This window comes from Variovorax sp. WS11 (assembly GCF_010499245.1).
Classification (GTDB): domain Bacteria; phylum Pseudomonadota; class Gammaproteobacteria; order Burkholderiales; family Burkholderiaceae_C; genus Variovorax.
In genome coordinates this window covers 512,863-534,939 of record NZ_JAAGOW010000002.1, presented here as the reverse complement: position 1 = coordinate 534,939, position 22,077 = coordinate 512,863, and the positions used below count along the sequence as shown (strand labels likewise).

General features: G+C 69.0%; 20 protein-coding genes. 13 read left to right on the top strand and 7 right to left on the bottom strand.

Annotation, left to right across the window (positions count from 1 at the left end; genetic code table 11):
• Nucleotides 1-8: 8 nt before the first annotated feature.
• The 3 genes from GXN78_RS23035 to GXN78_RS23025 all read left to right on the top strand — a co-directional run bounded on the left by GXN78_RS23035 (nt 9) and on the right by GXN78_RS23025 (nt 3,453).
• Complete coding sequence (locus GXN78_RS23035; RefSeq protein WP_204162271.1) at nt 9-1,232, top strand: amino acid ABC transporter substrate-binding protein; 1,224 nt, start codon at nt 9-11, stop codon at nt 1,230-1,232.
• A gap of 92 nt (nt 1,233-1,324) precedes the next feature.
• Nucleotides 1,325-2,452: an alcohol dehydrogenase catalytic domain-containing protein gene (locus GXN78_RS23030; RefSeq protein ID WP_106557613.1), complete on the top strand. Its 1,128-nt coding sequence runs from the start codon at nt 1,325-1,327 to the stop codon at nt 2,450-2,452.
• Entirely contained in the window at nt 2,449-3,453 is a 1,005-nt protein-coding gene (locus tag GXN78_RS23025; protein WP_106557614.1) for an aminoglycoside phosphotransferase family protein, read from the top strand. Before GXN78_RS23030 ends, GXN78_RS23025 begins: the two co-directional genes overlap by 4 nt.
• 42 nt (nt 3,454-3,495) lie before the next feature.
• On the opposite strand, the gene GXN78_RS23020 is transcribed toward GXN78_RS23025, so the two are convergent.
• Nucleotides 3,496-4,461 (bottom strand): C-terminal binding protein, encoded by a 966-nt coding sequence (locus GXN78_RS23020; RefSeq protein WP_106557615.1) that lies wholly within the window; start codon nt 4,459-4,461, stop codon nt 3,496-3,498.
• 21 nt (nt 4,462-4,482) lie between these two features.
• Nucleotides 4,483-5,535 carry a LacI family DNA-binding transcriptional regulator gene (locus GXN78_RS23015; RefSeq protein ID WP_106557616.1) on the bottom strand — a complete coding sequence of 351 codons (1,053 nt, stop codon included), beginning with the start codon at nt 5,533-5,535 and terminating at the stop codon, nt 4,483-4,485.
• Between the two features lie 255 nt (nt 5,536-5,790).
• Here GXN78_RS23015 and GXN78_RS23010 point away from each other — a divergent pair, with 255 nt between their 5' ends.
• The gene (locus GXN78_RS23010; protein WP_106557617.1) at nt 5,791-7,017 is read left to right on the top strand and encodes a porin; all 1,227 of its coding nucleotides are present in this window, start codon (nt 5,791-5,793) and stop codon (nt 7,015-7,017) included.
• Here the strand turns inward: GXN78_RS23010 and GXN78_RS23005 are convergent.
• The gene (locus GXN78_RS23005; RefSeq protein WP_106557618.1) at nt 7,014-7,946 is read right to left on the bottom strand and encodes a LysR family transcriptional regulator; all 933 of its coding nucleotides are present in this window, start codon (nt 7,944-7,946) and stop codon (nt 7,014-7,016) included. The genes GXN78_RS23010 and GXN78_RS23005 overlap by 4 nt on opposite strands.
• Before the next feature lie 119 nt (nt 7,947-8,065).
• On the opposite strand from GXN78_RS23005, the gene GXN78_RS23000 reads away from it, so the two are divergent.
• From GXN78_RS23000 to GXN78_RS22960, 9 genes are all read left to right on the top strand, one after another.
• The gene (locus GXN78_RS23000; protein ID WP_106557619.1) at nt 8,066-9,040 is read left to right on the top strand and encodes a tripartite tricarboxylate transporter substrate binding protein; all 975 of its coding nucleotides are present in this window, start codon (nt 8,066-8,068) and stop codon (nt 9,038-9,040) included.
• A gap of 32 nt (nt 9,041-9,072) precedes the next feature.
• Nucleotides 9,073-9,597: a heme-binding protein gene (locus GXN78_RS22995; protein WP_106557620.1), complete on the top strand. Its 525-nt coding sequence runs from the start codon at nt 9,073-9,075 to the stop codon at nt 9,595-9,597.
• A gap of 85 nt (nt 9,598-9,682) precedes the next feature.
• Nucleotides 9,683-10,498, top strand: a complete 816-nt coding sequence (mhpD, locus tag GXN78_RS22990) for a 2-keto-4-pentenoate hydratase (protein WP_106557621.1) — start codon at nt 9,683-9,685, stop codon at nt 10,496-10,498.
• Complete coding sequence (locus GXN78_RS22985) at nt 10,495-11,280, top strand: fumarylacetoacetate hydrolase family protein (RefSeq protein ID WP_106557622.1); 786 nt, start codon at nt 10,495-10,497, stop codon at nt 11,278-11,280. The genes mhpD and GXN78_RS22985 overlap by 4 nt, the downstream gene beginning before the upstream one ends.
• Complete coding sequence (locus GXN78_RS22980; RefSeq protein WP_106557623.1) at nt 11,277-12,236, top strand: acetaldehyde dehydrogenase (acetylating); 960 nt, start codon at nt 11,277-11,279, stop codon at nt 12,234-12,236. Before GXN78_RS22985 ends, GXN78_RS22980 begins: the two co-directional genes overlap by 4 nt.
• On the top strand, nt 12,233-13,300 hold the full coding sequence (gene dmpG, locus GXN78_RS22975; RefSeq protein ID WP_106557624.1) for a 4-hydroxy-2-oxovalerate aldolase: 1,068 nt from the start codon (nt 12,233-12,235) through the stop codon (nt 13,298-13,300). Before GXN78_RS22980 ends, dmpG begins: the two co-directional genes overlap by 4 nt.
• A 144-nt stretch (nt 13,301-13,444) precedes the next feature.
• Complete coding sequence (locus GXN78_RS22970; RefSeq protein ID WP_239142867.1) at nt 13,445-13,768, top strand: helix-turn-helix transcriptional regulator; 324 nt, start codon at nt 13,445-13,447, stop codon at nt 13,766-13,768.
• Nucleotides 13,769-13,778: 10 nt separating this feature from the next.
• Nucleotides 13,779-15,011: a type II toxin-antitoxin system HipA family toxin gene (locus GXN78_RS22965; RefSeq protein ID WP_239142866.1), complete on the top strand. Its 1,233-nt coding sequence runs from the start codon at nt 13,779-13,781 to the stop codon at nt 15,009-15,011.
• Between the two features lie 92 nt (nt 15,012-15,103).
• Nucleotides 15,104-15,961 (top strand): aldo/keto reductase, encoded by an 858-nt coding sequence (locus tag GXN78_RS22960; RefSeq protein ID WP_106557627.1) that lies wholly within the window; start codon nt 15,104-15,106, stop codon nt 15,959-15,961.
• 10 nt (nt 15,962-15,971) lie between these two features.
• Here GXN78_RS22960 and GXN78_RS22955 read toward each other — a convergent pair whose 3' ends face one another.
• The 4 genes from GXN78_RS22955 to GXN78_RS22940 are packed head-to-tail and all read right to left on the bottom strand — an operon-like array spanning nt 15,972 to nt 22,069.
• A complete protein-coding gene (locus GXN78_RS22955) occupies nt 15,972-18,920 on the bottom strand; it encodes an LON peptidase substrate-binding domain-containing protein (protein WP_106557628.1) in 2,949 nt (982 codons plus the stop codon).
• A complete protein-coding gene (locus tag GXN78_RS22950; RefSeq protein WP_106557629.1) occupies nt 18,917-20,107 on the bottom strand; it encodes a VWA domain-containing protein in 1,191 nt (396 codons plus the stop codon). The genes GXN78_RS22955 and GXN78_RS22950 overlap by 4 nt, the downstream gene beginning before the upstream one ends.
• On the bottom strand, nt 20,100-21,080 hold the full coding sequence (locus GXN78_RS22945) for a MoxR family ATPase (RefSeq protein WP_106557630.1): 981 nt from the start codon (nt 21,078-21,080) through the stop codon (nt 20,100-20,102). The genes GXN78_RS22950 and GXN78_RS22945 overlap by 8 nt, the downstream gene beginning before the upstream one ends.
• Nucleotides 21,081-21,106: 26 nt before the next feature.
• On the bottom strand, nt 21,107-22,069 hold the full coding sequence (locus GXN78_RS22940) for an effector-associated domain EAD1-containing protein (protein ID WP_164255672.1): 963 nt from the start codon (nt 22,067-22,069) through the stop codon (nt 21,107-21,109).
• Between the last annotated feature and the right edge of the window lie 8 nt (nt 22,070-22,077).

Below are 22,077 nucleotides of genomic sequence, written 5' to 3'. Positions count from 1 at the left end.
GACACACGATGAGCATTGCTGGATTTCAACGACAACGCCGAACCCTCCTGGCCGCCGCCGGCACGCTGATGCTGGCCCATGGACTGCCTGCGCACGGGCAGGCGGGCGGCAGCACGGAGCCGATCCGCGTCGGCGGCACGCTGCCCCTCACCGGGCCTCTCGCGCCGGTGGGCGGCATCCACAAGGTCGCGGCCGAGGCCTTTGTCGATTCGCTGAACAAGCGGGGCGGATTGCTGGGCCGGAAGGTGGAGTTCCTGCTGCTCGACGACCAGTCGCAGCCGGGCAACGCGCGCACCCTGTACGAACGCCTGATCACGCGGGAGAAAGTCGATCTGCTGATGGGGCCCTATGGCACCAGCTCGATCATCGCGGCGATGGGGGTGGCGCAGCGCTTCGGCAAGCTGTTCGTCCAGAGCAGCCTGGGCGACCCGAGCCTGGCGCCCTACGAGCTGCAGTTTCCCGCGCTCCCCCTGGGGCCGGAGCCGCGAAAGGCCGATACCGAGGTGCTGCTCGATGCCTACGCCAGCACCCCGACGCCGCCGAAGACCATCGCCTTCGTCACCAGCAAGTTCCCATCGGCCCTCGATCTCGCCAAGGGCGGACAGGTGGTCGCGGCCCAGCGCGGGCTGAAGGTGGTGTTGTCGCTCGAGTACGAGTTCGGAACGCGCGATTTCGGCGGCATCGCTGCGCGCATCAAGGACGCCAGGCCGGACCTGCTGTGGTCGGGCGCGGTGGGCCTCGAAGCGGCCCAGCTGCTCGATGCGATGAAGCGCATCGACTACCAACCCGAGCGCCAGTTCCACCTGTTTCCGGCGCCGGGGCCCACCGTGTCGAATCCGCAGGCGGGGGGGCTGACCACGCTCACCTGGTTCGAGGACCACGCGCCCTTCACGCAGAACGCGGGGGCCGCGGAGTTCATCGCCTCGTACAACGAGCGCGTGAAGGCGGCAGGGCTGTCCTGGCCGCACGTCGACTACCAGGCCGCGGCGGAGTACGCAGCCTGGCAGATCCTGGAGGCTGCGGCAAAGGCCGTCGGGCGCCTCGACGACAAGGCCATGGCCGCATGGCTCAGGGCCAATCCGGTCGACACCGTGCTGGGGACGCGCCGCTTCGACGGCAAGTTCAACAGCGGGCTCGCCGACACCAAGATCAAGCAAGTCCAGAACGGCAAATGGGTCACGGTCTGGCCGCCCAAGTTTCGCCCTTCGGGCGCGGTGTTCGCCGCACCCTGAGGTTTTCCCAGAACGCTTTCGCGCCAAGGCCGAGCCGGCTTCGCCGGATGCCGGCCTGCGCGCGAAAGATCCGCTCACGCAAAGAGGTCCCCATGAACAGAACCATGATCGCAGCCAGGCTGCATGCGCTCGGCACGCCGATGTCGCTCGATACGATCCCGATCCCCAAGCCCCGTCCCACGGACGTGCTGGTGAAGGTGATGGCCTGCGGCATCGTCCCCAACATGGCCAACGTCATCAACAACTGGCCGAGCTGGTTCCCGCACCAGCCCTTGCCCCGCTTTCCGGCCGTCTTCGGGCTGGACCCCGTCGGCATCGTCGAAGAGGTCGGCGAGGCCGTGATCAACACCAGGCCGGGGGACCGCGTCTACGTGAGTCCGCTGCGCTCCTGCGGCTCCTGCAAGGCATGCCGCGCCGGCCAGCGCAGCCATTGCCGCTACTTCACGCTGAACGGCTACTTCAGCACGAGCCGTGACGGCCAGCGCATCTTCGACCTGTATCCCTACGGCGGGTTCAGCCAGTACATGACGGCGCCGGAGTACGCGATCGTCGACATCCCCGACAACCTGAGTTTCGAGCAGGCAGGGCGCTTCGGCTATCTGGGGACCTCCTACGGCGCCTTGAAGAACGCGGGCGCGGGCCCGGGCCAGGTCGCCCTGATCGACGGCATCACCGGCACGCTCGGGGTCGCGGCCACGATGCTCGGGCTGGCCATGGGCCTGTCGCAGATTCTCGGCACCGGCCGCGACGAGCGGCTGCTCGCCAGGATCAAGGCGCTGGCGCCCGAGCGCATCCAGGTGATGAAGCTCGGCCACGGGTCCACCGGCGAATGGGCCAAGTCGCTCACGGGCGGCGAGGGCGCCGACTTCACCATCAGCGCATTGGGCGCGAAGGCGCCCGCGTCGACCATGCTCGACTCGATGAAGGGCGTGCGCCGCGGCGGCAAGGTGGTCAATGTGGGCGGCGTCGCGGAAGACCTGCCCATCGATGTGAAGTGGCTGATGGACGAGCAGATCCAGTTGATCGGATCGAACTGGTTCACAACGGCACAAGGCCAGGAGATGGCCGAGATGGTCCGCACGGGCACGCTCGACCTGTCGTACCTGGAGCATCGCACCTTCCCGCTCTCGCGCGTGAACGAGGCGATCTCCGGGCTGAAGGACCGCGATGGCGGCTTCAGCAACTACGTCGTGCTTCCCCAGGTCGTGGACGCGGCGTGAACGGTCCGGAATCTGCGCTCGGCGCATTCCTGGTCTCGCAGGGCCTCGCGAGCGCGCAGGAGCCGGCGCGCTGGCATGCGCTGGCGGGCGGGGTGTCCTCCGACATCTGGCGCGTCGACCTCCCGGGCCGATCGCTGTGCATCAAGCGCGCGCTCGCCAGGCTCAAGGTCTCCGCGGATTGGCAGGCGCCGGTGTCGCGCAACGCGTACGAGTGGGCATGGATGCAGTTCGCGGCAGGCCACGCGCCCGACAGCGTGCCGCGTCCGCTCGCCCATGATCCCGAGGCGGGCCTCTTCGCCATGTCCTTTCTTTCGCCGGAAGATCATCCGGTCTGGAAGGATCGGTTGATGGCCGGCGAGGTGTCGACGAGCACGGCGCGCGCCGTCGGACAGGTGCTCGGCGAACTGCATGCGGCGAGTGCGCGAAAGGCCGAGCTCGCTGCCGCATTCGACACCACCGACAACTTTCGCGCCTTGCGCCTCGATCCCTACCTCCTCGCGACGGCGCAGCGTCACCCGGCGCTCTCTGCCCCGCTGACAGCGCTGGCGGAGCGCACGGCCGGGCTGCGCATCGCACTCGTGCACGGCGACGTCAGCCCGAAGAACATCCTCGTCGGCCCGCGCGGGCCCGTGCTGCTCGATGCGGAGTGCGCCTGGTACGGGGATCCGGCCTTCGATCTGGCTTTCTGCCTGAACCACCTGCTGCTGAAGTGCCTCGTGCGGCCGGACCAGTGCGAGGCGCTGCTTGCGGCCTTCGCCGCCTTGGCCGATGCCTACTTCGGCCGGGCCGGCTGGGAGCCGCGCGCGGAGCTGGAAGGGCGCGCCGCCCGCTTGCTGCCCGCGCTGCTGCTCGCCCGCATCGACGGCAAGTCGCCGGTCGAGTACGTGAGCGATGAGGCGCAAAGAGCGTTGGTGCGCGCCTTCGCTCTCCCGCTGGTTCTTCGTCCGGTCAGTCTTCTCTCGCTCGTGGCGGGCGAGTGGGGACTGGCCTTGGCTCGCTGAGTTGCCGGGATGCGCCGCGCCCGGCGGCGCAAGGGCCGAAGGCTATCGCCGCGGCCCGGCGTTGCGCGGCTGCTGCGGCGCTTCTCCACGCAGCACCCTCACGACCTCCTCGGTCGCACGCCTGCGCAGCTCGATCAGCGAGGCGTCCGACGAGAAGGCGACATGCGGCGTGAGCATAGCGCCGGGATGGGTGCGTAGCGGGGCAGGCACGTCGGGCTCGGACTCGAGAACGTCTAGGGCCGCGGCGGACAACTGGCCAGTGCCGAGCGCCTCGATGACCGCGTCCGTATCGACGACGGCGCCGCGACTGACATTGATCAGGAGACCGCCGCGGGGCATGAGGGCGATCCGCTCTCGGTTGATCAGGTGCCGCGTCGTTTCCGTCAGCGGCGCATGCACGATCACGATGTCGCTGCGAGAGAGGAGGGTGACGAGATCGACGCTCTCGACGCCGTCGCAGTCGTTGACAGGATGAGGATCGTGCGCCAGCACCCGGCAGCCGAAAGCGCCCAGCTTGCGCGCCGTCGCGCGGCCGATGCGCCCGAAACCGACGATCCCGCAGCTGAGCGCGGCAAGGCGGCGCAGCCTGGCCGTCGCCGGGTCCCAGCGTCCGGCGCGTACCTCGCGGTCGAAGCGAAGGAGCCCGCGGGTCCACGCGAGCGCGAAGCCGACCGCATGGTCGGACACTTCCTCCACGCAATAGTCCGGCACGTTGGTCACCCAGATGCCGCGCTGCGTCGCCGCGTCGACCGCGATGTTGTCGAGTCCTACGCCGAGCCTTGCGACGATCTGGAGCTCCGGCACTGCGGCGATGGCGTTGGCCGACACGGGCGCCCAGCAAGTCAGGATGGCCGAAGGCTGGTGCTCGCGTGCCAGGGCTTCGATGGCATCCGAAGGCAAGGGCGTCGCCGGGCCGCTCACGAGGCGCATGCCGGCCGCTTCGACGATGCTTCGCTCGATGCTGTCGTCGGGCCAGGCGTAGTCGGTGAGCAGGACAGTGTGGTTCATGGTCTGGATGAAATGGAATGCTCAGCCGGCGAGCTGGCGCGAGCGCGCCGGGGCGCGGCTAGCGTTGACCGCCTCCACCGCGCGGGTGCTGCCGCGCACGACGAGCGTGGGCGGCGAGACCGAGCTGTACGGCGCTGGGTTGGCAGACTTCTGCTTGAGCTGATGGATGAACCAGAGCCCGCAGGCGGTGGCCAGTTCGGATACGGGGAGGCTGATCGTCGTGAGACCGGGGCCCCACCACCGGAAGCCCAGTTCGTCTCCGAAGCCGACCACGGACAGCGTTTCGGGCACGCTGACGCCGCTTGCATGCAGCTCTTCCAGCACGCCCTGCGTGTTCTGGACCGAGCCCAGCACCACCGCCGTGGGCGGGCTGCGCAGCGCGAGAAGGCGCCGGATCGCGTCGCGGCCGAAATCCGTCGACGCGGGGGCTCCGAGTTCCTCGCGCACATGCGCGGCCGCCTTGCTTCCGGCGACGGCGCCGTGAAAGCCTTGCAGGCGCGCGGCCCCGGTGGGCAGGTCGGTGGTGCCGCCGATGTAGGCGATGCGCTGGTGGCCGAGCTCGACCAGGTGCCGGGTCGCCTGGAAGAGCGCCTGCGTGTCGTCGATGCCGAACCAATGCTCGCCCAGCGAGGCATGCCGGCGCAGCAACTGGATGCACGGCGTCATCTTCAGCAGGCGCACCGACTCCGGATGCGGTCGCGCGGTCGGCACGATGATGATGCCGGCCACGTTGACGCTGGTGAGTTCGCGGATATGGCGCAGCTCGACCAGGCGATCGTCATCGGTCTCGGACAGCGTGAGCTGCAGGTCTGCGCTCTCCAGGCATTTCGACAAGGCGTGCGCGATGGTCGAGTAGAAGCTGTTGCGAATGTCCGGGACGACCAGGCCCACCAGGTTGCTGGAGACGCCGCGCATCATCCGCGCCGCCCGGTTGACGACATAGCCCATGTCGTTCGCGACTTCCTGAACCTTCTGCTTCATGGCAGTGCTGATGCGCGGATCGTCGGCCAGGGCGCGCCCCACGGTGGAAGCGGAGACCTCGAGGCGCGCGGCGATGTCTTTGATCGTGACCATGGGGTGAGATGAATGCCGGGATGCAATAACGATAGCACGGCGGAGGGCTGCCTGCCAAGACGAGTTGCCTCGGATCAGCATTGACTTTCTTGCGTTCACGCCTTTAGAATTTATGCTAACGATAGCACAAACATGCCGGATCGACTGATCCACGCCCGGCAACCCCCATCGGATCGCAACGAAAAAACAGGAGACAACGTGAAGCGCAACCCTCATGCACGCCATGGAGACCGATCGAGATACGCATTGCTTGGCATGCTTGCCCTTGGCTCGGCCGGTGCGGCCTGGGCCCAGTCCTCGGTCACTCTCTTCGGCGTCGTCGATGCATCGGTGAGCCACTACGCCAGCAAGTCGGAGGACCGGAATGCCGCAACGCCCGCCTCGCCGTTCTACGTGAACCAGGGCTCGCGCACCGTCAGTCGCACGGCGCTGTCGAACTCGGCCTACAACAACAGCCGCCTGGGCTTCCGGGGCACGGAGGATCTGGGGGGAGGGCTCGCAGCCGGCTTCTGGCTCGAAAGCCCGATCACCAACGACGACGGTGCGACCGGCCTCGCGAACTTCGGCCGGCGTTCGACGGTGAGCCTCATGGGCGGATTCGGCGAGATCCGCCTGGGGCGCGACTTTGCGCCGACCTTCTGGAACGACACCGTGTACGACCCTTTCGGCGCGGTGGGCGTGGGGGCCAACCTGATCTCGTCGGCCAGCCTCTTCAATCCCACCGGGGGTGCCGGCACCTTCGGCGGCAACGCCAACTACCTGCGCGTCAGCAACTCGATCGGCTACTTCCTGCCGGCCGGTCTGAGCGGCTTCTATGGCCAGTTCATGTATGCGCTGCACGAGAACGACAGTTACGACCCGGGCACCGCGACGCCGCCGGGGGTGAACCCGCTCACCGGGCAGGTCAACAGCGGTGCGGTCGCAAGAACCCGGGCCGGCCGCTATGTGGGAGGCCGCCTGGGCTACGCCAACGGTCCCCTGGACGTTGCGCTCGCCTACGGCAGCAGCACCGCGGCTGACGACTATTTCGCCGGCACCACCGACAACGTCAAGACGGCCAACCTGGGTGCGTCGTACGACTTCGGCTTCGTGAAGCTCTTCGGCGAACTGTCTCGCGTCAGCAGAACGCGCGACTACGCGGTCTCACCGCTGATCGCATTGCCCGACACCGATCTCAAAGGCTATTTGATCGGCGCGACCGTCCCGGTGGGGCCGGGCCTAATTCGCGCCGCCTATTCGCGCGTCAAGTACGACCTGAACGCGGCGACCTTGTCCGCGGTGCCCGACCCGACGGCCAGCAAGGTGAGCCTCAGCTACGTGCACAACCTCAGCAAGCGCACGGCACTCTATGCAACCGTGGCTCGCGTCAGCAACAAGAATGGGGCTGCGCTGACGGTGGGCGGGCCGGCGTTCATCAGCACGAGTGTGTTTGCGCCCAGAACTTCGAGCGGGTACGACTTCGGCATCCGCCATGCGTTCTAGAGCGCCTTGCTTCGTACCCGCCTCGCCGGTGCCGGTTGCTGCGCCGCCTGCGGCGACACGATGAAATCAACGAAGCCTTGCGCAGCGTGCGAGAGCGAAACGCCTGCACGCTGCACGAGCGAGACCTCGCGGTCGATCAGCGGGTTTTCCACGCGGCGCCATCCGATCCGCGCCGGGTCTGCCAGCTTCACCGCATAGCCGGGGAGGATCGCGACGCCGAGCCCGGCGTCCACCATCCCGATGAGCGAGCCCGCATAGTTGGCCTCTCTCGCGGGCTTCAGCATCAGCCCGGCTGCCGCAAAGCCTGCCTCGGTGAGATCGCGGAACACGCTCCCGCGGCTCAATGCGAGCACCGGCTCCTGCGCGACATCTTCCCAGGTCAGTTGCTGCAGGCGGGCGAAGGGATGCCCGGCCGGGAATGCGGCCGCCATCGCTTCCGAGAAAAGCAGCGTGCGCTGGATGTCGGCCTCGTCCGAGGCGAAGGTGCCGATACCGACGTCGGCCGCGCCTCCGCGCACCAGCGGCAACACCTGATTGGGCAGCGTGTCCTGCAGCACGATCTCGATGCCGGGGTACTTCGCGCCGAAGGCCGCCAGGATCGGCGGGAGATAGGTGCTCGACAGGACCAGCGGCGCAGCCACCACCACGCGTCCGCGTTCCCTCGCCACGAGCTTGTCGACGCCCGCGAGCGCCGACTCCAGCTCGGCCAGCACCCGTTCCGCGCGCGGGAAGAAGTCGCTGCCGGCGGCCGTCAGGGCCACGGCTCGCGTGGTGCGGTCGAACAGCCGGCTGTCGATGGCGCTCTCGAGTTCGCGCACGAGCAGGCTCAGGGCCGACTGCGTGACATGCATCGCCTGTGCGGCACGGGTGAAGTTGCCGAGCCGCGCGACCAGCACGAAGGCCCGAAGCTGGCGGAGAGTCACATTCATGAGCGCAGCCACTCATTCGATTGGAAAGTCTCGATTGAAACATAGCCTCCTGCATCTTCTAATCACCGCATGCAGGCCGATGGAGACCCGGGCTGCACCTTCACAGAAAGACCCGAGACATGAAACGCCGTGAACTCCTCGCCGCCGTGCCTGCACTGGCTGCCGCCGCGCTGCCGTCATGGACCGCGGCGCAGCCTGTCTATCCGGCCTCGCCCGTCAAGGTGCTGGTGGGCTTCCCGCCCGGCACCGCGACAGACGTGGCGGTGCGTGCCGTCTCGGAGCAAATGGCCAGGCGCCTGGGCCAGCCCTTCATCGTGGACAACAGGCCCGGCGCCGGCAGCAACATCGCCGCCAAGGCCGTGGCCACGGCGCAGCCCGATGGCTACACCGTCTTCGCGATCACGATCGCCAACGTCATCAACGCCGCGTTCCCCGGCTCCAACGCAGTCGATTCGCTGAAGGAATTCAAGCCCATCACGCTCATCGGGAACGTTCCCAACGTGCTGGTGGTTCATCCCTCGCTGAAGGTCACGAACGTCGCCGAACTCATCGCGCTCGCCAAGGCCAGGCCGGGCTCGCTGGCCTATGCGTCGTCCGGCATCGGCACCTCGCCTCACCTGTCGGGCGAGCAGTTCGCGCTGATGGCCGACGTCAAGATGGTCCACGTCCCGTACAAGGGGAGCACGCCCGCGGTCACGGACCTGCTCGGCGGCCAGGTGCAGCTCATGTTCGCGCCGGCTTCGACCGTGCTGCCGCACGTGCGCGCGAACAAGCTGGTGGCGCTGGCCGTCACCAGCCCTCGCAGGACCTCGGGCGCGCCGGATCTGCCCACGCTCGACGAACTGGGGCTGAAGGGTTTCGACACCTCGGTGTGGATGGGACTCGTGGCCCCGGCCCAGACGCCGCCGAGCGTAACGGCCAAGCTGCGCACTGCCGCCCACGCGGCGCTCGATTCGAGCGAGCTCCAGGCGATCTACAAGGCGCAGGCCATCGATGTTCTGAAGACCAGCGACGAGGAGATGTCGCGCTTCCTGCGCAACGAGGCGGCGCGCTGGTCGAAGTTCGTTCAGCACACGGGCATCAAGCCCGAGTGAGAGAAGCCTATTTTTCAGAAAGGAATACCGAGATGTCCAAACTGTGCGCTACCGAGTGCCGCGAGTTCATCGCTGCCGTGAGCGAGAAGGCTGCCGAGATGGGCGTGCCCATCTCCGTGGCCATCGTCGGGCCCGAAGGCCACCTGATCGCGCTCGAGCGCATGGATGACGCGGGCTTCATCACGCCGGACACGGCCCGCGCAAAGGCGTTCACCGTCGCCGCTTTCCGCTCGATGAGCCCGCGCTTCAGCGACGGGCTGGTCATTCAGCAGTGGTTCAAGGAGCGCAATCCGCAGATGCTGGTGAACGCATCGGTCTTCACCAACGGCCAGGTGGTGGCCTCCGGTGGCTGTGCGCCCGTGTTCAAGGGCAACGAGATGGTCGGCGCCTACGGCATCAGCGGAGCGACGGGCGACCAGGACGAGGAGATCGGCCGGTACGCCCGCGCGAAGGTCGGCTGGGCGCACATGCCGGTCGATGACACGACGCCCGAAAGCGTGAAGAGGCATGTGAACGAGATCTACGGCAAGGTCGGCCTGAAGGACCGCGCCCTCTGAGCACCGCGGCCGGCGGCCGAGCCGGCCCGCCATCCCCACCCCCCGAATTTCAATCTGCCTGCCGCGCGCGGGCAACGGAGAACCCATGCCTTCCCAACCAGCCGTTCTGGCTGAAGCAGCCGCAGCCCTGTGGGACGCTGCCAGGACCGGCCGCTACACGCAGCCCTTGAGAGTGAGCTATCCCGGCCTGGACGCTGCGGATGCCTACGCCATCCAGCGGACGAACACCGAGCGCAGGCTTGCCGGCGGCCGCCGCGTGGTCGGACGCAAGATCGGGCTGACGGCACGCGCCGTGCAGGCGCAGCTCGGCGTCGATCAGCCGGATTTCGGCGTCCTCTTCGACGACATGAGCTTCGGCGACGCCGAACCGATCCCCATGCAGCAACTCGACCAGCCGAAGGTCGAGGCGGAGATTGCGTTCGTTCTCGGCCGTGACCTCGACATGGAAAACCCCGGACACGCGGACGTGATCAAGGCCGTGGACCACGTCCTTCCCGCGATCGAGGTCGTGGGCAGCCGCATCGCGGGCTGGGACATTCGCTTCGTCGACACGGTGGCGGACAACGCATCGTCCGGTGCCTTCGTCCTGGGCGGAAGCCCCCGGCTTCTCAGGGACGTGGACCTTCGGCTGTGCGGCATGGTCATGAGCCGCCGCGGCGAGCCGGTGTCGGTCGGCGCGGGTGCGGCATGCCTGGGCCACCCGGTCAATGCGGTGGTCTGGCTGGCCCGCACCATGGCGGCGCTCGGCCAGCCATTGCGCGCCGGCGACCTGGTGCTGTCGGGCGCACTCGGCCCGATGGTGCCGGTCGCGCCCGGCGACGTGTTCGAAACCCGCATCAACGGCCTCGGGAACGTGAAGGCCGTGTTCGAAACCGCTGCCGTTGCAAAGGAATCGAGATGAGCCATGCCCTCGAAATCGCGCACCTGCTGGACGACGCGGCCCGCCACGCCAAGGCCGTGCCGCAGATCGACCCCCACGGCGAACGCTCGCTGGACGATGCCTATGCGATCCAGTCCGCGTCGATCCAGCGACGCCTGGCGCGCGGCGAGCGCCGCGTCGGCGTGAAGATGGGCTTCACCAGCCGCGCCAAGATGGTCCAGATGGGCATCGACGACGTCATCTGGGGACGCCTGTCGAGCGGCATGCAGGTGGAGGAGGGCGCGCCCTTGAAGTTCGCGCGCTTCGTGCATCCGCGCGTCGAGCCGGAACTGGCCTTCGTGCTGAAGAAGCCATTGGCCGGCGACGCCACGCTGGTCGAGGCGCTCGCCGCGGTCGAGGCCGTGGCGCCGGCGCTCGAGATCATCGACTCGCGCTACCAGGACTTCAAGTTCAGCCTGCCGGACGTGATCGCCGACAACGCCTCATCGAGCGGCTTCGTGATCGGCGCGTGGAGCGACCCGCAGCAGGATTTCGGCAACCTGGGCCTGACGATGAGCATCGACGGCCGCGTGGTGCAGGTCGGCTCCACCGCCGCCATCCTCGGCCATCCGCTGCGCTCGCTGGTCGCCGCCGCGCGCCTGTCGGCGGCAGCCGGCGAGCCGCTGCAGGCCGGCTGGGTGGTGATGGCGGGCGGTGCCACGCCGGCCGAATGGATCAAGCCGGGCCAGTACATCTCGATCGAGATGGAGCGCCTCGGAACCGCAGGCTTCCACGTCGATACTCGAGAGAAAGAAGCAAAGTGACGAACAAACTGAAGGTCGCGATCATCGGCCCGGGCAACATCGGCACCGACCTGATGATCAAGGTCATGCGCAACGGCAAGCACCTCGAGATGGGTGCGATGGTGGGTGTCGACCCGGCGTCCGACGGCCTGGCCCGCGCCGAGCGCTTCGGCATCGCCACCACGGCGGAAGGCATCGAAGGGCTGGTGAAGCTCGGCGTGTTCCGCGACATCGACATCGTGTTCGATGCAACCTCGGCCGGCGCCCACAAGCACCACGACGAGGTGCTGCAGGCCCATGGCGTGCAGGTCATCGACCTGACGCCTGCTGCGATCGGCCCCTATGTGATCCCGGCGATCAACCTCGATGCGGAGAACGCCGGCAACATGAACATGGTGACCTGCGGCGGGCAGGCGACCATCCCGATGGTGGCTGCCGTGTCGCGCGTCGCCAAGGTGCACTACGCCGAGATCGTGGCATCGATCTCCAGCCGAAGCGCCGGCCCCGGCACGCGCGCGAACATCGACGAGTTCACCGAAACGACCCGGGCCGCGATCGAGAAGCTCGGCGGCGCGGAGCGCGGCAAGGCCATCATCGTGCTGAACCCGGCGGAGCCGCCGCTGATCATGCGCGACACGGTGTTCGTCCTGTCCGAGGTGGCCGAGCAGGCGGCGGTGGAGGACAGCATCGCGCGGATGGTGGCGAGCGTGCAGGCCTATGTGCCCGGCTACCGCCTCAAGCAGCGCGTGCAGTTCGACCCGATCCCGGCCGACCGGCCGCTCAACATCCCCGGGCTCGGCTTGCGGCACGGCCTCAAGACCTCGGTGTACCTCGAGGTCGAGGGCGCCGCGCACTACTTGCCCGCCTATGCCGGCAACCTCGACATCATGACCTCGGCCGCGCTCGCATGCGCGGAGCTGATGGCGCAGCGGCGCATCGACAGCGGCATCGCCCGCGGCCTGAAGGAGCTTGCATGACGCCGGGCAGAAAGCTCTACATCAGCGACGTGACCCTGCGCGACGGCAGCCATGCCGTTCGCCACCAGTACGGCATCGCGCAGGTCAAGGCGATCGCCGCGGCACTGGACGCCGCGGGCGTCGACAGCATCGAGGTCGCGCACGGCGACGGGCTGGAAGGCTCCAGCTTCAACTACGGCTTCGGCGCGCACACCGACGTCGAGTGGATCGCCGCGGTGGCCGAGACGGTCAGGACCGCCAAGGTCGCGACCCTGCTGCTGCCCGGCATCGGCACCACGCACGACCTGCGCAATGCCTACGATGCAGGCGCGCGCATCGTGCGCGTCGCCACCCACTGCACCGAGGCCGATGTGTCTCGCCAGCACCTGGAATATGCGCGGGAGCTCGGCATGGACCCGGTGGGCTTCCTGATGATGAGCCACATGACCACGCCGAGGAAGCTGGCCGAACAGGCGCTGTTGATGGAAAGCTACGGCGCGAGCTGTGTCTACGTCGTCGACTCCGGCGGCGCACTCGGCATGGACGACGTGCGGGACCGGTTCCGCGCGTTCAAGGAGGTGCTGGGCGCCGACACGCAGACCGGCATCCACGCACACCACAACCTGAGCCTCGGCGTGGCGAACTCGATCGTGGCCGTGGAAGAGGGCTGCGACCGCGTCGATGCCAGCCTGGCCGGCATGGGCGCCGGGGCCGGCAATGCGCCGCTCGAGGTGTTCATCGCGGCGGCCGAGCGCCAGGGCTGGCGTCACGGCACCGATCTCTACCGTCTGATGGATGCGGCCGACGACCTGGTGCGCCCGCTGCAGGACCGGCCGGTGCGCGTCGATCGCGAGACGCTGGCGCTCGGCTACGCGGGCGTCTATTCGAGCTTCCTGCGCCACGCCGAGGCGGCCGCGAAGAAGTACGGCTTGAAGACGGTGGACATCCTTGTCGAACTGGGTGCACGCAAGATGGTGGGCGGCCAGGAGGACATGATCGTCGACGTGGCGCTCGACTTGCTGGGGCGCTTCGAGCACGAGCGTGGGCATGCGGGACTCGCGATGCGAACCAGCGGGAGTTCGTGAGGCAACGCCGAACTGGCGGCATCGTGGGCGCGCTTGAGCGCGCGCTACTCGCTGAGCAGTGGTTGCGTGGCCGAGAAAAAGTCAATAAACTAGCTATTAAGTGCTTTAATAGCCAATTAATTGATGTCAAAGAGCAGCCACAGCTTGGCCGCGATCCCTCCTCATGCGCTGGCAAAGGCAAGGGAGCTGGGCCAGCGGTTGCGGGCCCACCGGATCGAACGAGGCTGGACGATCGCCGCTGCAGCCGAGCGCCTGCTGTGTTCGCCAACGACCTTGCGGGCCCTCGAGGCCGGGCGGCCAGGCACGAGCATCGGCCTGCTGCTGCATGCGCTGTGGTTGCTGGGCCAGGTCGACACCCTCGATCTCGTGGCCCCGGCGCCGACCGGCCTGACAGCCAACAGGCGTGTCCGAAGAGCGGCCGGGAAAGCTGCAAAGGGAGTCATCAGCGACGATGAACGCGACTTCTGAACAGGGTGGTTTGAAGGAGCGCTCGGTCTATGTCGGCCTGGCGAACCACGTCAGCGAAGGCGTGCAGGCGGTGGGCTTGTTGAAGCTCGTCCAGCATGGCGTCATGCAATCCGGCGAATTCGCGTACGGCCGACGATACCTGGGCGACCCCGCCGCGCAGCCGCTCAATCCCGACCATCTGCAACTGCGCGATGCGCCGTTCGTGCTGCCGGAGAAACGCCTGCGCGACGGTGGCGCGCTCCCGCTGACACTCAGGGATGCGCTTCCGGACAGCTGGGGTCGGAAGGTCCTGGAGATGCAGCACGGTCCGCTGCAGGATCTCGATGCCTTGCTGCTGACCAACGAGGATCGCGTCGGCGCGATGGTGTTTTCGGAAAGCCTCCCGATTGCCGCGGAACTGCCCATCGACTCGTATCCGGCGATCGACGCGCTGGCCGAGGCGTCTCGCCGCATCGAAGCCGGACTCGACGTGGCGCCCGCGATGCGGAGATTGCTGGTCGGTGGCAGCCTGGGCGGCGCGCGGCCCAAGGCCACGTTCATCCATGCGGGGCGGCGCTGCATCGCCAAGTTCGCCTCGCGTGGAGACGACCATGACGTCGAGGTGCTCGAGGCGGCAACGCTGGGGTTGGCGATGTCCTGCGGCATCTCGACCTCCAGCTTCTTCATTCAACCCTTGGCAGTCGGCCATGCGCTGCTGCTCGAGAGGTTCGACCGCACGGGCCCTGTCCAATCGGAGTCCCGCTTCCACTATCTGTCGGCTGCAGCGCTGCTCGACGCCCCGTACGAATCGAACCAGGGCAGCTATGTCGAGCTGGCGCAGGCCTTGCGCCGCGTCTCGTCCCGGCCCGAGCAGGATCTGAACGATCTGTTTCGCCGGCTGGTCTTCAACCTCTGCGTCGGCAACACGGACGACCATGTCAAGAACCACGGTGTGCTGCACCAGGGTCATGGTTTCTGGCGGCTGGCCCCGGCGTTCGATGTGGTGCCCCAGCTCAACGCGAACGTCGGCGTGCAGGGGATGGCCATTCTTCCCGGCAGGAACGACTCCAGCCTGCAGCTCGCGCGCGAGGCTGCGCCCCACTTCGGACTGAGCAAGGTCGCGGCAGAGGAGGTCGTCACCTCGATCGGTGACAGCGTGATCCAGCAGGCTTACCGTGCGGTGCGCGCTGCCGGAGGCGACACCAGGCTGGCGCGGCGGATGAAGGCCTATGTCGCGCAACAGGCGGATCGCATCCGAGCCTGAGGCGGTGCGGCCGCGCCGGCGGGTCGAAACATTTTTCTTGCTGCGCTTGCGCGCGGGCCAGCCTATATTGCCGAGCGTAAGAAAGGCCCGGCATGCGCACTCTCGAACTTTCGGCAAACGAAAAAATCCCGGTCCTCGGACTCGGCACCTGGCGCATGGGCGAAGAGCCCGGCTCGCGCAAGGCCGAAGTCGCCGCGGTGCGCGCCGCCATCGCCATGGGCTTGCGCCTCATCGACACGGCCGAGATGTACGGCGAGGGCGGCGCCGAGGAAGTGGTGGGGCAGGCCATCGCCGAGGCGTTGCGTGCCGGCGATGTGAGGCGCGAGGAGCTCTTCGTCGTCAGCAAGGTCTATCCGCACAACGCCAGCCGCAAGGGCACGCCCGCGGCCTGCGCGCGCAGCCTGGCGCGGCTGGGGCTGGACCGCATCGATCTCTACCTGCTGCACTGGCGCGGCGAACATCCGCTCGACCAGACTTGCGAGGCGATGCGCCGGCTGGTGGATGACGGCCGCATCGGCCGCTGGGGCGTCAGCAACTTCGACACCGACGACATGGACGAGCTCGCGGCGGTGTGCGGCGAGCCGCTGGACTGCGCGGCGAACCAGGTCTACTACTCGATGAGCGAGCGCGGGCCGGAGTTCAGCCTGCTGCCCTGGCAGCGCGAGCGCGGCATGCCGCTGATGGCCTACAGCCCGATCGACCAGGGCGCGCTGGCCGGCGACGCGGCGCTGAAGAAGATGGCCGAGCGGCTGGGCGTCACGGCGGCGCAGCTCGCACTGGCCTGGGTGGTGGCGCAGCCCGGCGTGGTCGCGATTCCGAAGGCGGTGCGCGAGGCGCATCTGCGCGACAACCTGGCTGCGGCGGAACTGCGGTTGAGTGCGGAAGACCTCGCGGAGATCGACCGGCTGCATCCGCCGCCGCGGGGCAAGAAGGCGTTGGCGATGATCTGAAGGAGCCCGCCTAGCGCTTCTTGCGCGCAGGCGCTTTGCGAAGCGGCCGCACTACGGCCGTCCTGGGCGGATAGAGCGCGGCGATGAAGGCCTTGTCCGAGGCCGACAGCGTGCTCCCGCCCTGGATCGGCTGGCGCGAGCGCACGAGCTCGGCCGGGAAGTCGTGCAGCATCACCGACTGCGCGTCGAAGGGCCGGTAGGGCGGACGGCTGGGCGGGTTCGGCCTGAGGATGTTGTGGTCGATCGTCTCCTTCGACCAGCCGTTGGGCGGGCCGCTGAAGTGCTTCAGCACCGCCTCGCGATCCCATTCGATGCCGCCCGTCGGGTTCTTGTGTTCCTGCCACAGACCCAGCGCATGGCCGAATTCCTTGAGCACGACCCGTTGGAACTCGGTCTCGGACGTGTCGTGGTCGAGCCAGCCGAAGTTCATCGTGGGCTCCTTGGCCGGGATGGTGCGCGCGTCGGTGCCCACGTAGGACCAGCTGCCCTCGTTGCGCTGGAATGCGATGCGGATGTCGGCCGTCTCCTTGCTGCCCCGAGGCAGCACTTCGCAATGCAGGTTGGCGAACTCGAACCACTGCGCCGCGCAGCGCATCACCCGCTGGCGCAGCTTCGCGTCGCCGCCGAGGAAGGCGACGCGCAGCGTGCTGCCGTTGGGCCAGAGCTTGAGGGATGTCGCGCGTGGCGGCCTGGCGGCGGGCTTGGGCGGAGCCTGCGGGTGCTCGGGCTGCTGGGTCATCGCTTCCACGTGTTCCCACAGGGCGTCGTCCTCGGGGCGGCGCGCGAGCGCGTGCGCCATGATCCGGCGCAGCCGGCCGCTCGCGGCGGTGCTTCTCGCGAGTGCGGTGAACACATCCGGCCGGTCGGCCGTGGCGGAGATCCGGGTCTCGAACAGCTCGCCCAGTTGCGCGATGTCGAATGCCGCGCGGAGCAATTCGCCGAGGCGCTCGAAGCCCCAGCCGTCTTCGCCGAAATCTTTGGGGAGCCCGTCCTCGATGCGCGCGATCACCGCGGCGCGCAACTGCTGCAACATGGGGAAAGCCTCGTCCGCTTCGAGCAGCTTCTGCCGGTCCGGGGGCGCCAGGGACAGCATCTCGGCCAACTGGTAGCAGGCCGCGACCAGCGGTGCTTCGCGCATCAGGTCGACCGTCTTGCCGCCCACGCCGCCGAGGCGCACCAGCGCGCGCAGCGCATCGACGACGGCCTCGCGCGCTTCGGGCGGCGTGCTTCGGTCCGTGGCCTCGGGCAGCGGGTCCATGCGGGCGAGCACGGCGCCGCCCTCGGCGGGGTCCTGCATCGGCGTGCCGACGGCGCGGCCCATGCCCCAGAGCGTGACCTCGACGCCTTCGTCGCGCGGCCGGTGGCCGGACACGGCAGCGATGGTGCCGATCCCGCGCAGCCGGCGCGGATCGAAGCGCTCGCCAGCACTCTCGTCGAGCACGGCGAAGACGGTGTTGTCGCTGCCGTTCTGCACCTTGAACAGGCCCATCATGGACTCGGTCCGGGTCAGCGTCAGCGACGCCATGCGACCGGGCAAGATCACCGTGCCGCGCAGCGGCATCAGGGGCAGGAAGGTGGCACCGGCGCGCTGCTGCTCGTCCGGCTCGGCGATGGCATCGTCGGCCGGCGGCAGCGCCAGCGCAAAGGGTGCTTCGGCGACGGCCAGCACCTCGGGCCAGCGCACGCCGCAGCGCACGCACAGGTGCTCGAGCACCCGCTCCGGCACGCCGCCGGTGGCCTTCAGGATCTCGTCGGCGAGCCCGGCGGCATCGCGCGTTTCCTCGGGGCCAAGGCCATCGAGGCCTGCCTCGCCGCCATGCCGGTCGATCCAGTAGCGCAGGTCTTCCTGCGCGATGCGGCCCACGGCGGGCAGCAGGCCGCTGGAGCCGGTGAGCAGCATCACCCCGACGAGCGCGCCTTCACCGATCACCGCTTCGGAACCCTCGGCGCGATCCAGCAGGTACAGGGAGGCCGGGAGTTCGGCGGCCTGCAGGTCCCGCAGTTCGGTGCGCTGTGCTTCGTTCAGCCGCTCGACGCCGTCGATCGCGATGGCGAGCGGCCTCGACCGGGCGAGCGACGCCGCACGCTTGCGGATGCGCGGCCACGGCGCCTGCGCCTCCAGGCCGAGCGCGAGGGCGAGCGATGCGCGCAGCGAGCCTGGAGCGACCGGGTCCACCGCCAGCCACAGCAGGCCCGGTGCCCGCTCGAAGTGCCCGAGCAGCCGCAGCAGCACCCAGCGGTGGCCATGGTCGCGCGGGCCCCGGATCAGGAGCAGCTCGTGCCCGTCGGATCGGCGCAGGGCGTCGCGATGGGCCGCCCGCTGCGCCACGAAGTCGAGCTCCCGCAGCGCCCGGCAGACTGCCGCCGGGTTGCCGCCCTGGGGCACCGGCGGCATGGCGGGCATGGCGCCGCGCATGGCCACGAACCAGTTCTTCGACAGGCTGGCCGGCCCGCTGCCGTGCGCCGCCGCATCCAGCCAGGCCTGGGCGCGTTCCGGCGCGAGGAAGTTCAGGGCCGTGAGCTGCTGCGCATGCCGCAGCTCCGAGCGCTCGAACCATGCCGTGCGGCGCTCCGCGTACTGCCACAGCAGGGTGGCGACGGCGCGCAGCCGGTCCGGGCCATGATGCGCGACCAGGCGCATCAGCAGCAGCTCGCGCACCGGGGCATCCATCATGTAGAGGCCGTTGCCCTCGGCATCGCGGCACAGCGTCGACAGCAGCAGCCGGGCTTCGACCCAGTGCGGCACACGCTCGCGCTCGAAGAAGAAGTTGATGCGCAGCAGGTGCAGCAGGCCGGGATCGAAGGCTACCGCCAGCGCGGCGTGGGCCGCCAGGTCGAGCGCGGAGCGCACCAGGGCCTGCGGGTCGGGCTCGCCCATCGTCCCGGCGGCCGCGTGCAGCGCGCGTTCGAACTGCCGCAGCCTCCGCTCGGCCAGCTGGCGGGCGGCGTCCTCGCTCACAGGGGGCGCTCCAGGTTCACCGGATGCCCGCGCAGCGCGTTGACCGCGAGCTGGATGCCGGGCCGGTCGAGCGCATACATGGGCACGTGCCGCGCCAGGTGCGCCGCCACGGTGTGAGCCCACAAGGGCTGGGGCACCGGGTTGAGCCAGACCACGACCGAGGCACGGCGGCGCAAGGCCTTGACGAAGGCCAGCGAGTCCTGCACGCGGGCCGGGTCGGCGCGGCCGCGCGCGGCGCCGGCATCGCCGACGACCAGCGCCGCAGTGCCGGGCGCCATCGTTGCCAGAAGTTCGCGCAGTGGCAGGCCCTTCTCGAGCTGCGGGTCGGCATACACCCGGCCTGTGTCCAGCGGCTCGATGCGCGAGAGCACCGGGTCGAGCGCGGGGAAGAAGTCGCCGGCGTCCAGCTCGGCCAGCAGCGAACGGTCGGTGCCTTCGGTCGGCACGTCGTGGAAGTAGTGCAAGGAGGTCTGCTGCAGCATGCCGGCCTCGCGCACCGCGGTGCAGAAGGCCTCGACGAAGGGTGCGTAGGGCGCCATCGAGCCTTCCACGTCGACGAACAGCGCCAGCCGCGAGGCGTTGCGACGCCGCGGCACCAGCACCGGCGGCATCGCGACGCCGGTGCGCAGGCGCTGGCGCAGCGTCTGGTCGATGTCGAGTTCGGCGGGCGGGCCGAAGCGCATGGGTCGGCGCAGGCGCCGGAAGGCCTGCGCGATCTCGCGGTGCGTGAGCGGGTACTGCTCGACCAGCACCAGCCGCACATCCGCGATCTGCACGCCGGCCAGCGTGAGCTCCGGGATGCCGAGCGGCTTGCGGCTGACGCTGATCTGGATCTCTTCGACACGCTCGGGCACAGGCGCTTCGCGCGGGGCCTGCGCGTCGCTGCCCGCGTGCGCAGGCCGGCCGGGCGCGGCCATCGCCCCAGGCGCGGCGGCATCGGGCTCGGGCGTCCAGTCCTCGGGCCAGGCCAGCCGGGCGAACAGGGCGCGCACGATGTCGGCTTCGTGCGGCGACTTGGCCCACAGCGCGACCATCAGGTCGCGCAGCGCATCCTGCGAGGACCAGCCGAAGCCGGCGGTGAGTGCCATGCGCAGCGCGTCGAGGTCGGGCGGGCCGATCGGGAGGCGCCGCCGCTGGAGCTGCCTGAACAGTTCGCGCACCAGCGCGAACGCGTTCGCTTCAGACACGGCGCGCCGCCGGCATGGACGAAGGGAAAGCTTCGTGCGCCTGCTTCAGGTCGGCGACGTTCTTGATCAGCGCCTGCACCGCCGGCAGGCGGTCCAGCTCGCCCGGCTTGATCTTGCGCGCCTGCAGGTAGCCGACCCAGTCGAGCAGCTCCGAGAGGCCAGGCTTCTTGAGCAGCTGGCGCTCGCGCAAGGTGTTCACCACCTCGATGGCCTTCTTGCGCAGCGCGGCACTGTCGATGCTGTGCCGGGACAGGATCGCGTCCAGCTCGTCCTTGGGAAACTCCACGTAGTGAAAGATGCAGCGGCGCAGGAAGGCGGTCGGCAGCGCCTTCTCCTCGTTGTGGGTCACGAAGATGATGGGGCGCAGGGCCGGCTGGTCCTGCGGTACCCGGAAGCCGATCTTGGGCGCCTCGGCGACATCGAACTCGAGCCGGTCGAGCTCGCGCAGCAGGTCGTTGGGGAAGTCGAGGTCGGCCTTGTCCACTTCGTCGATGAGCACCACCGAGCGGCGGCCGTGGTGGGCGCGGATGATGGCGCGGCCCAGCGGTCCGAAGCGGATGTAGTCGGCCACCGTGTTCGCGCCGCGGCGCTCGCCCTCGGCCGGCGGCAGCTGCGCGTCGTGCAGGCGCCGAACCGCGTCGTAGGTGTAGAGCAGGTCCTGCGCCTTGCTGGTGGACTTGATGTAGCTCTCCTCGATGGGCAGGCCCAGCGCATAGGCGACCGCGTGGGCCAGCCGGGTCTTGCCGCAGCCCGGGTCGCCTTGCAGCAGCAGCGGCCGCCCGAGCGCGATCGCCAGGTTGACCACTTCCTCCAGCGTGGCGCTGGCGAGGTAGGCCTCGCGCTGCACCTCCACCTTGGCGGGGCGGCTGGCGGGCACCGGGTCGAGGTCGGCCGCCTCGATCTTGCGGGTGTCCGGCAGCTTGGCGAGGCGGTTGAAGCGCAGGGACAGGTCGATCTGGTGGCGGGAGCTCATGAACAGTCCTCTTCCGATGTGTCCGCTCAGGGCGGCGACTTGAAATGCTCGCGCAGCGCCGCCTGCGGCAGGTTCTGGCGCAGCAGGGCGATGGCGGTCTCGAGCGCGAAATAGGCGACGTCGGTCGATGGGGCGGGCGCCTGGTCGGCCACCTGGTACAGCCAGAGCTTGAACTCGTCGCGCAGTTCGAGGGGCCAGCCCTTGTCGCGGGTCACGTCCTCGACCCACTCGTAGAGATCGGTGTCCTGGAACTGCGGCAGCGGCAGCAGGCTGCAGCCCGCGGGCGACTGGCCGTCCGGGCGCGTGTTGAACAGCAGCACCAGGTGATGGCTCTGCGCCTCGGCATAGGCGGCGAAGAGCCTGCCCAGCAGCAGCGCGAGCGCCTCGTCCGGGGCGTTGTCGGCATCCACCATGCAGACCACGTGCTCCACCTTCAGCCTGGCCTTGAGCTTGATGAGCAGCTCGATGGTCTTGTCGATGGGCGTGAACTTCTCGTCCAGCCGCAGACGCGAGGCGCTGGTCGAGGCCGGCACGCCCAGGTGCAGGCGCAGGCGCTCGATCACATTGCCGACGACGGTCTGCTCGGCGCCGCACAGGACGAACGCCACCAGCCGCTTGCGCGGCACGGCGAGCTCCTTGCGCCATATCGCTTCCAGCGGCCGCAGGTCGAAGGTGCGGGTGTGCAGCAGCTCGGCGCTGCTGCCGGCGCGCTCGGCGCCGACCTGGCGGGCGAAGGCGAGCAGGCTGTCGTTGCGCGGACGCCGCGCGAGCGCGACTTCCAGTGCCGCGGCCAGTCCGCTCTCGCCGCCCTGAGCCTGTACCAGGTTCAGGAAGTCGTAGGCCACGTCGGCCAGCGGGCCCTCGCCCACATTGGCCGCGAGGCTCTTGACCTGGCGGGTCGCGCGCGCGAACTGGTCCAGCGCGGCGCGCGTGGTGAAGGCATCGATGAGGGCGTCGCGGAAGGCTTCGATGTGGTCGCGGTACGCCAAGTGCTTCT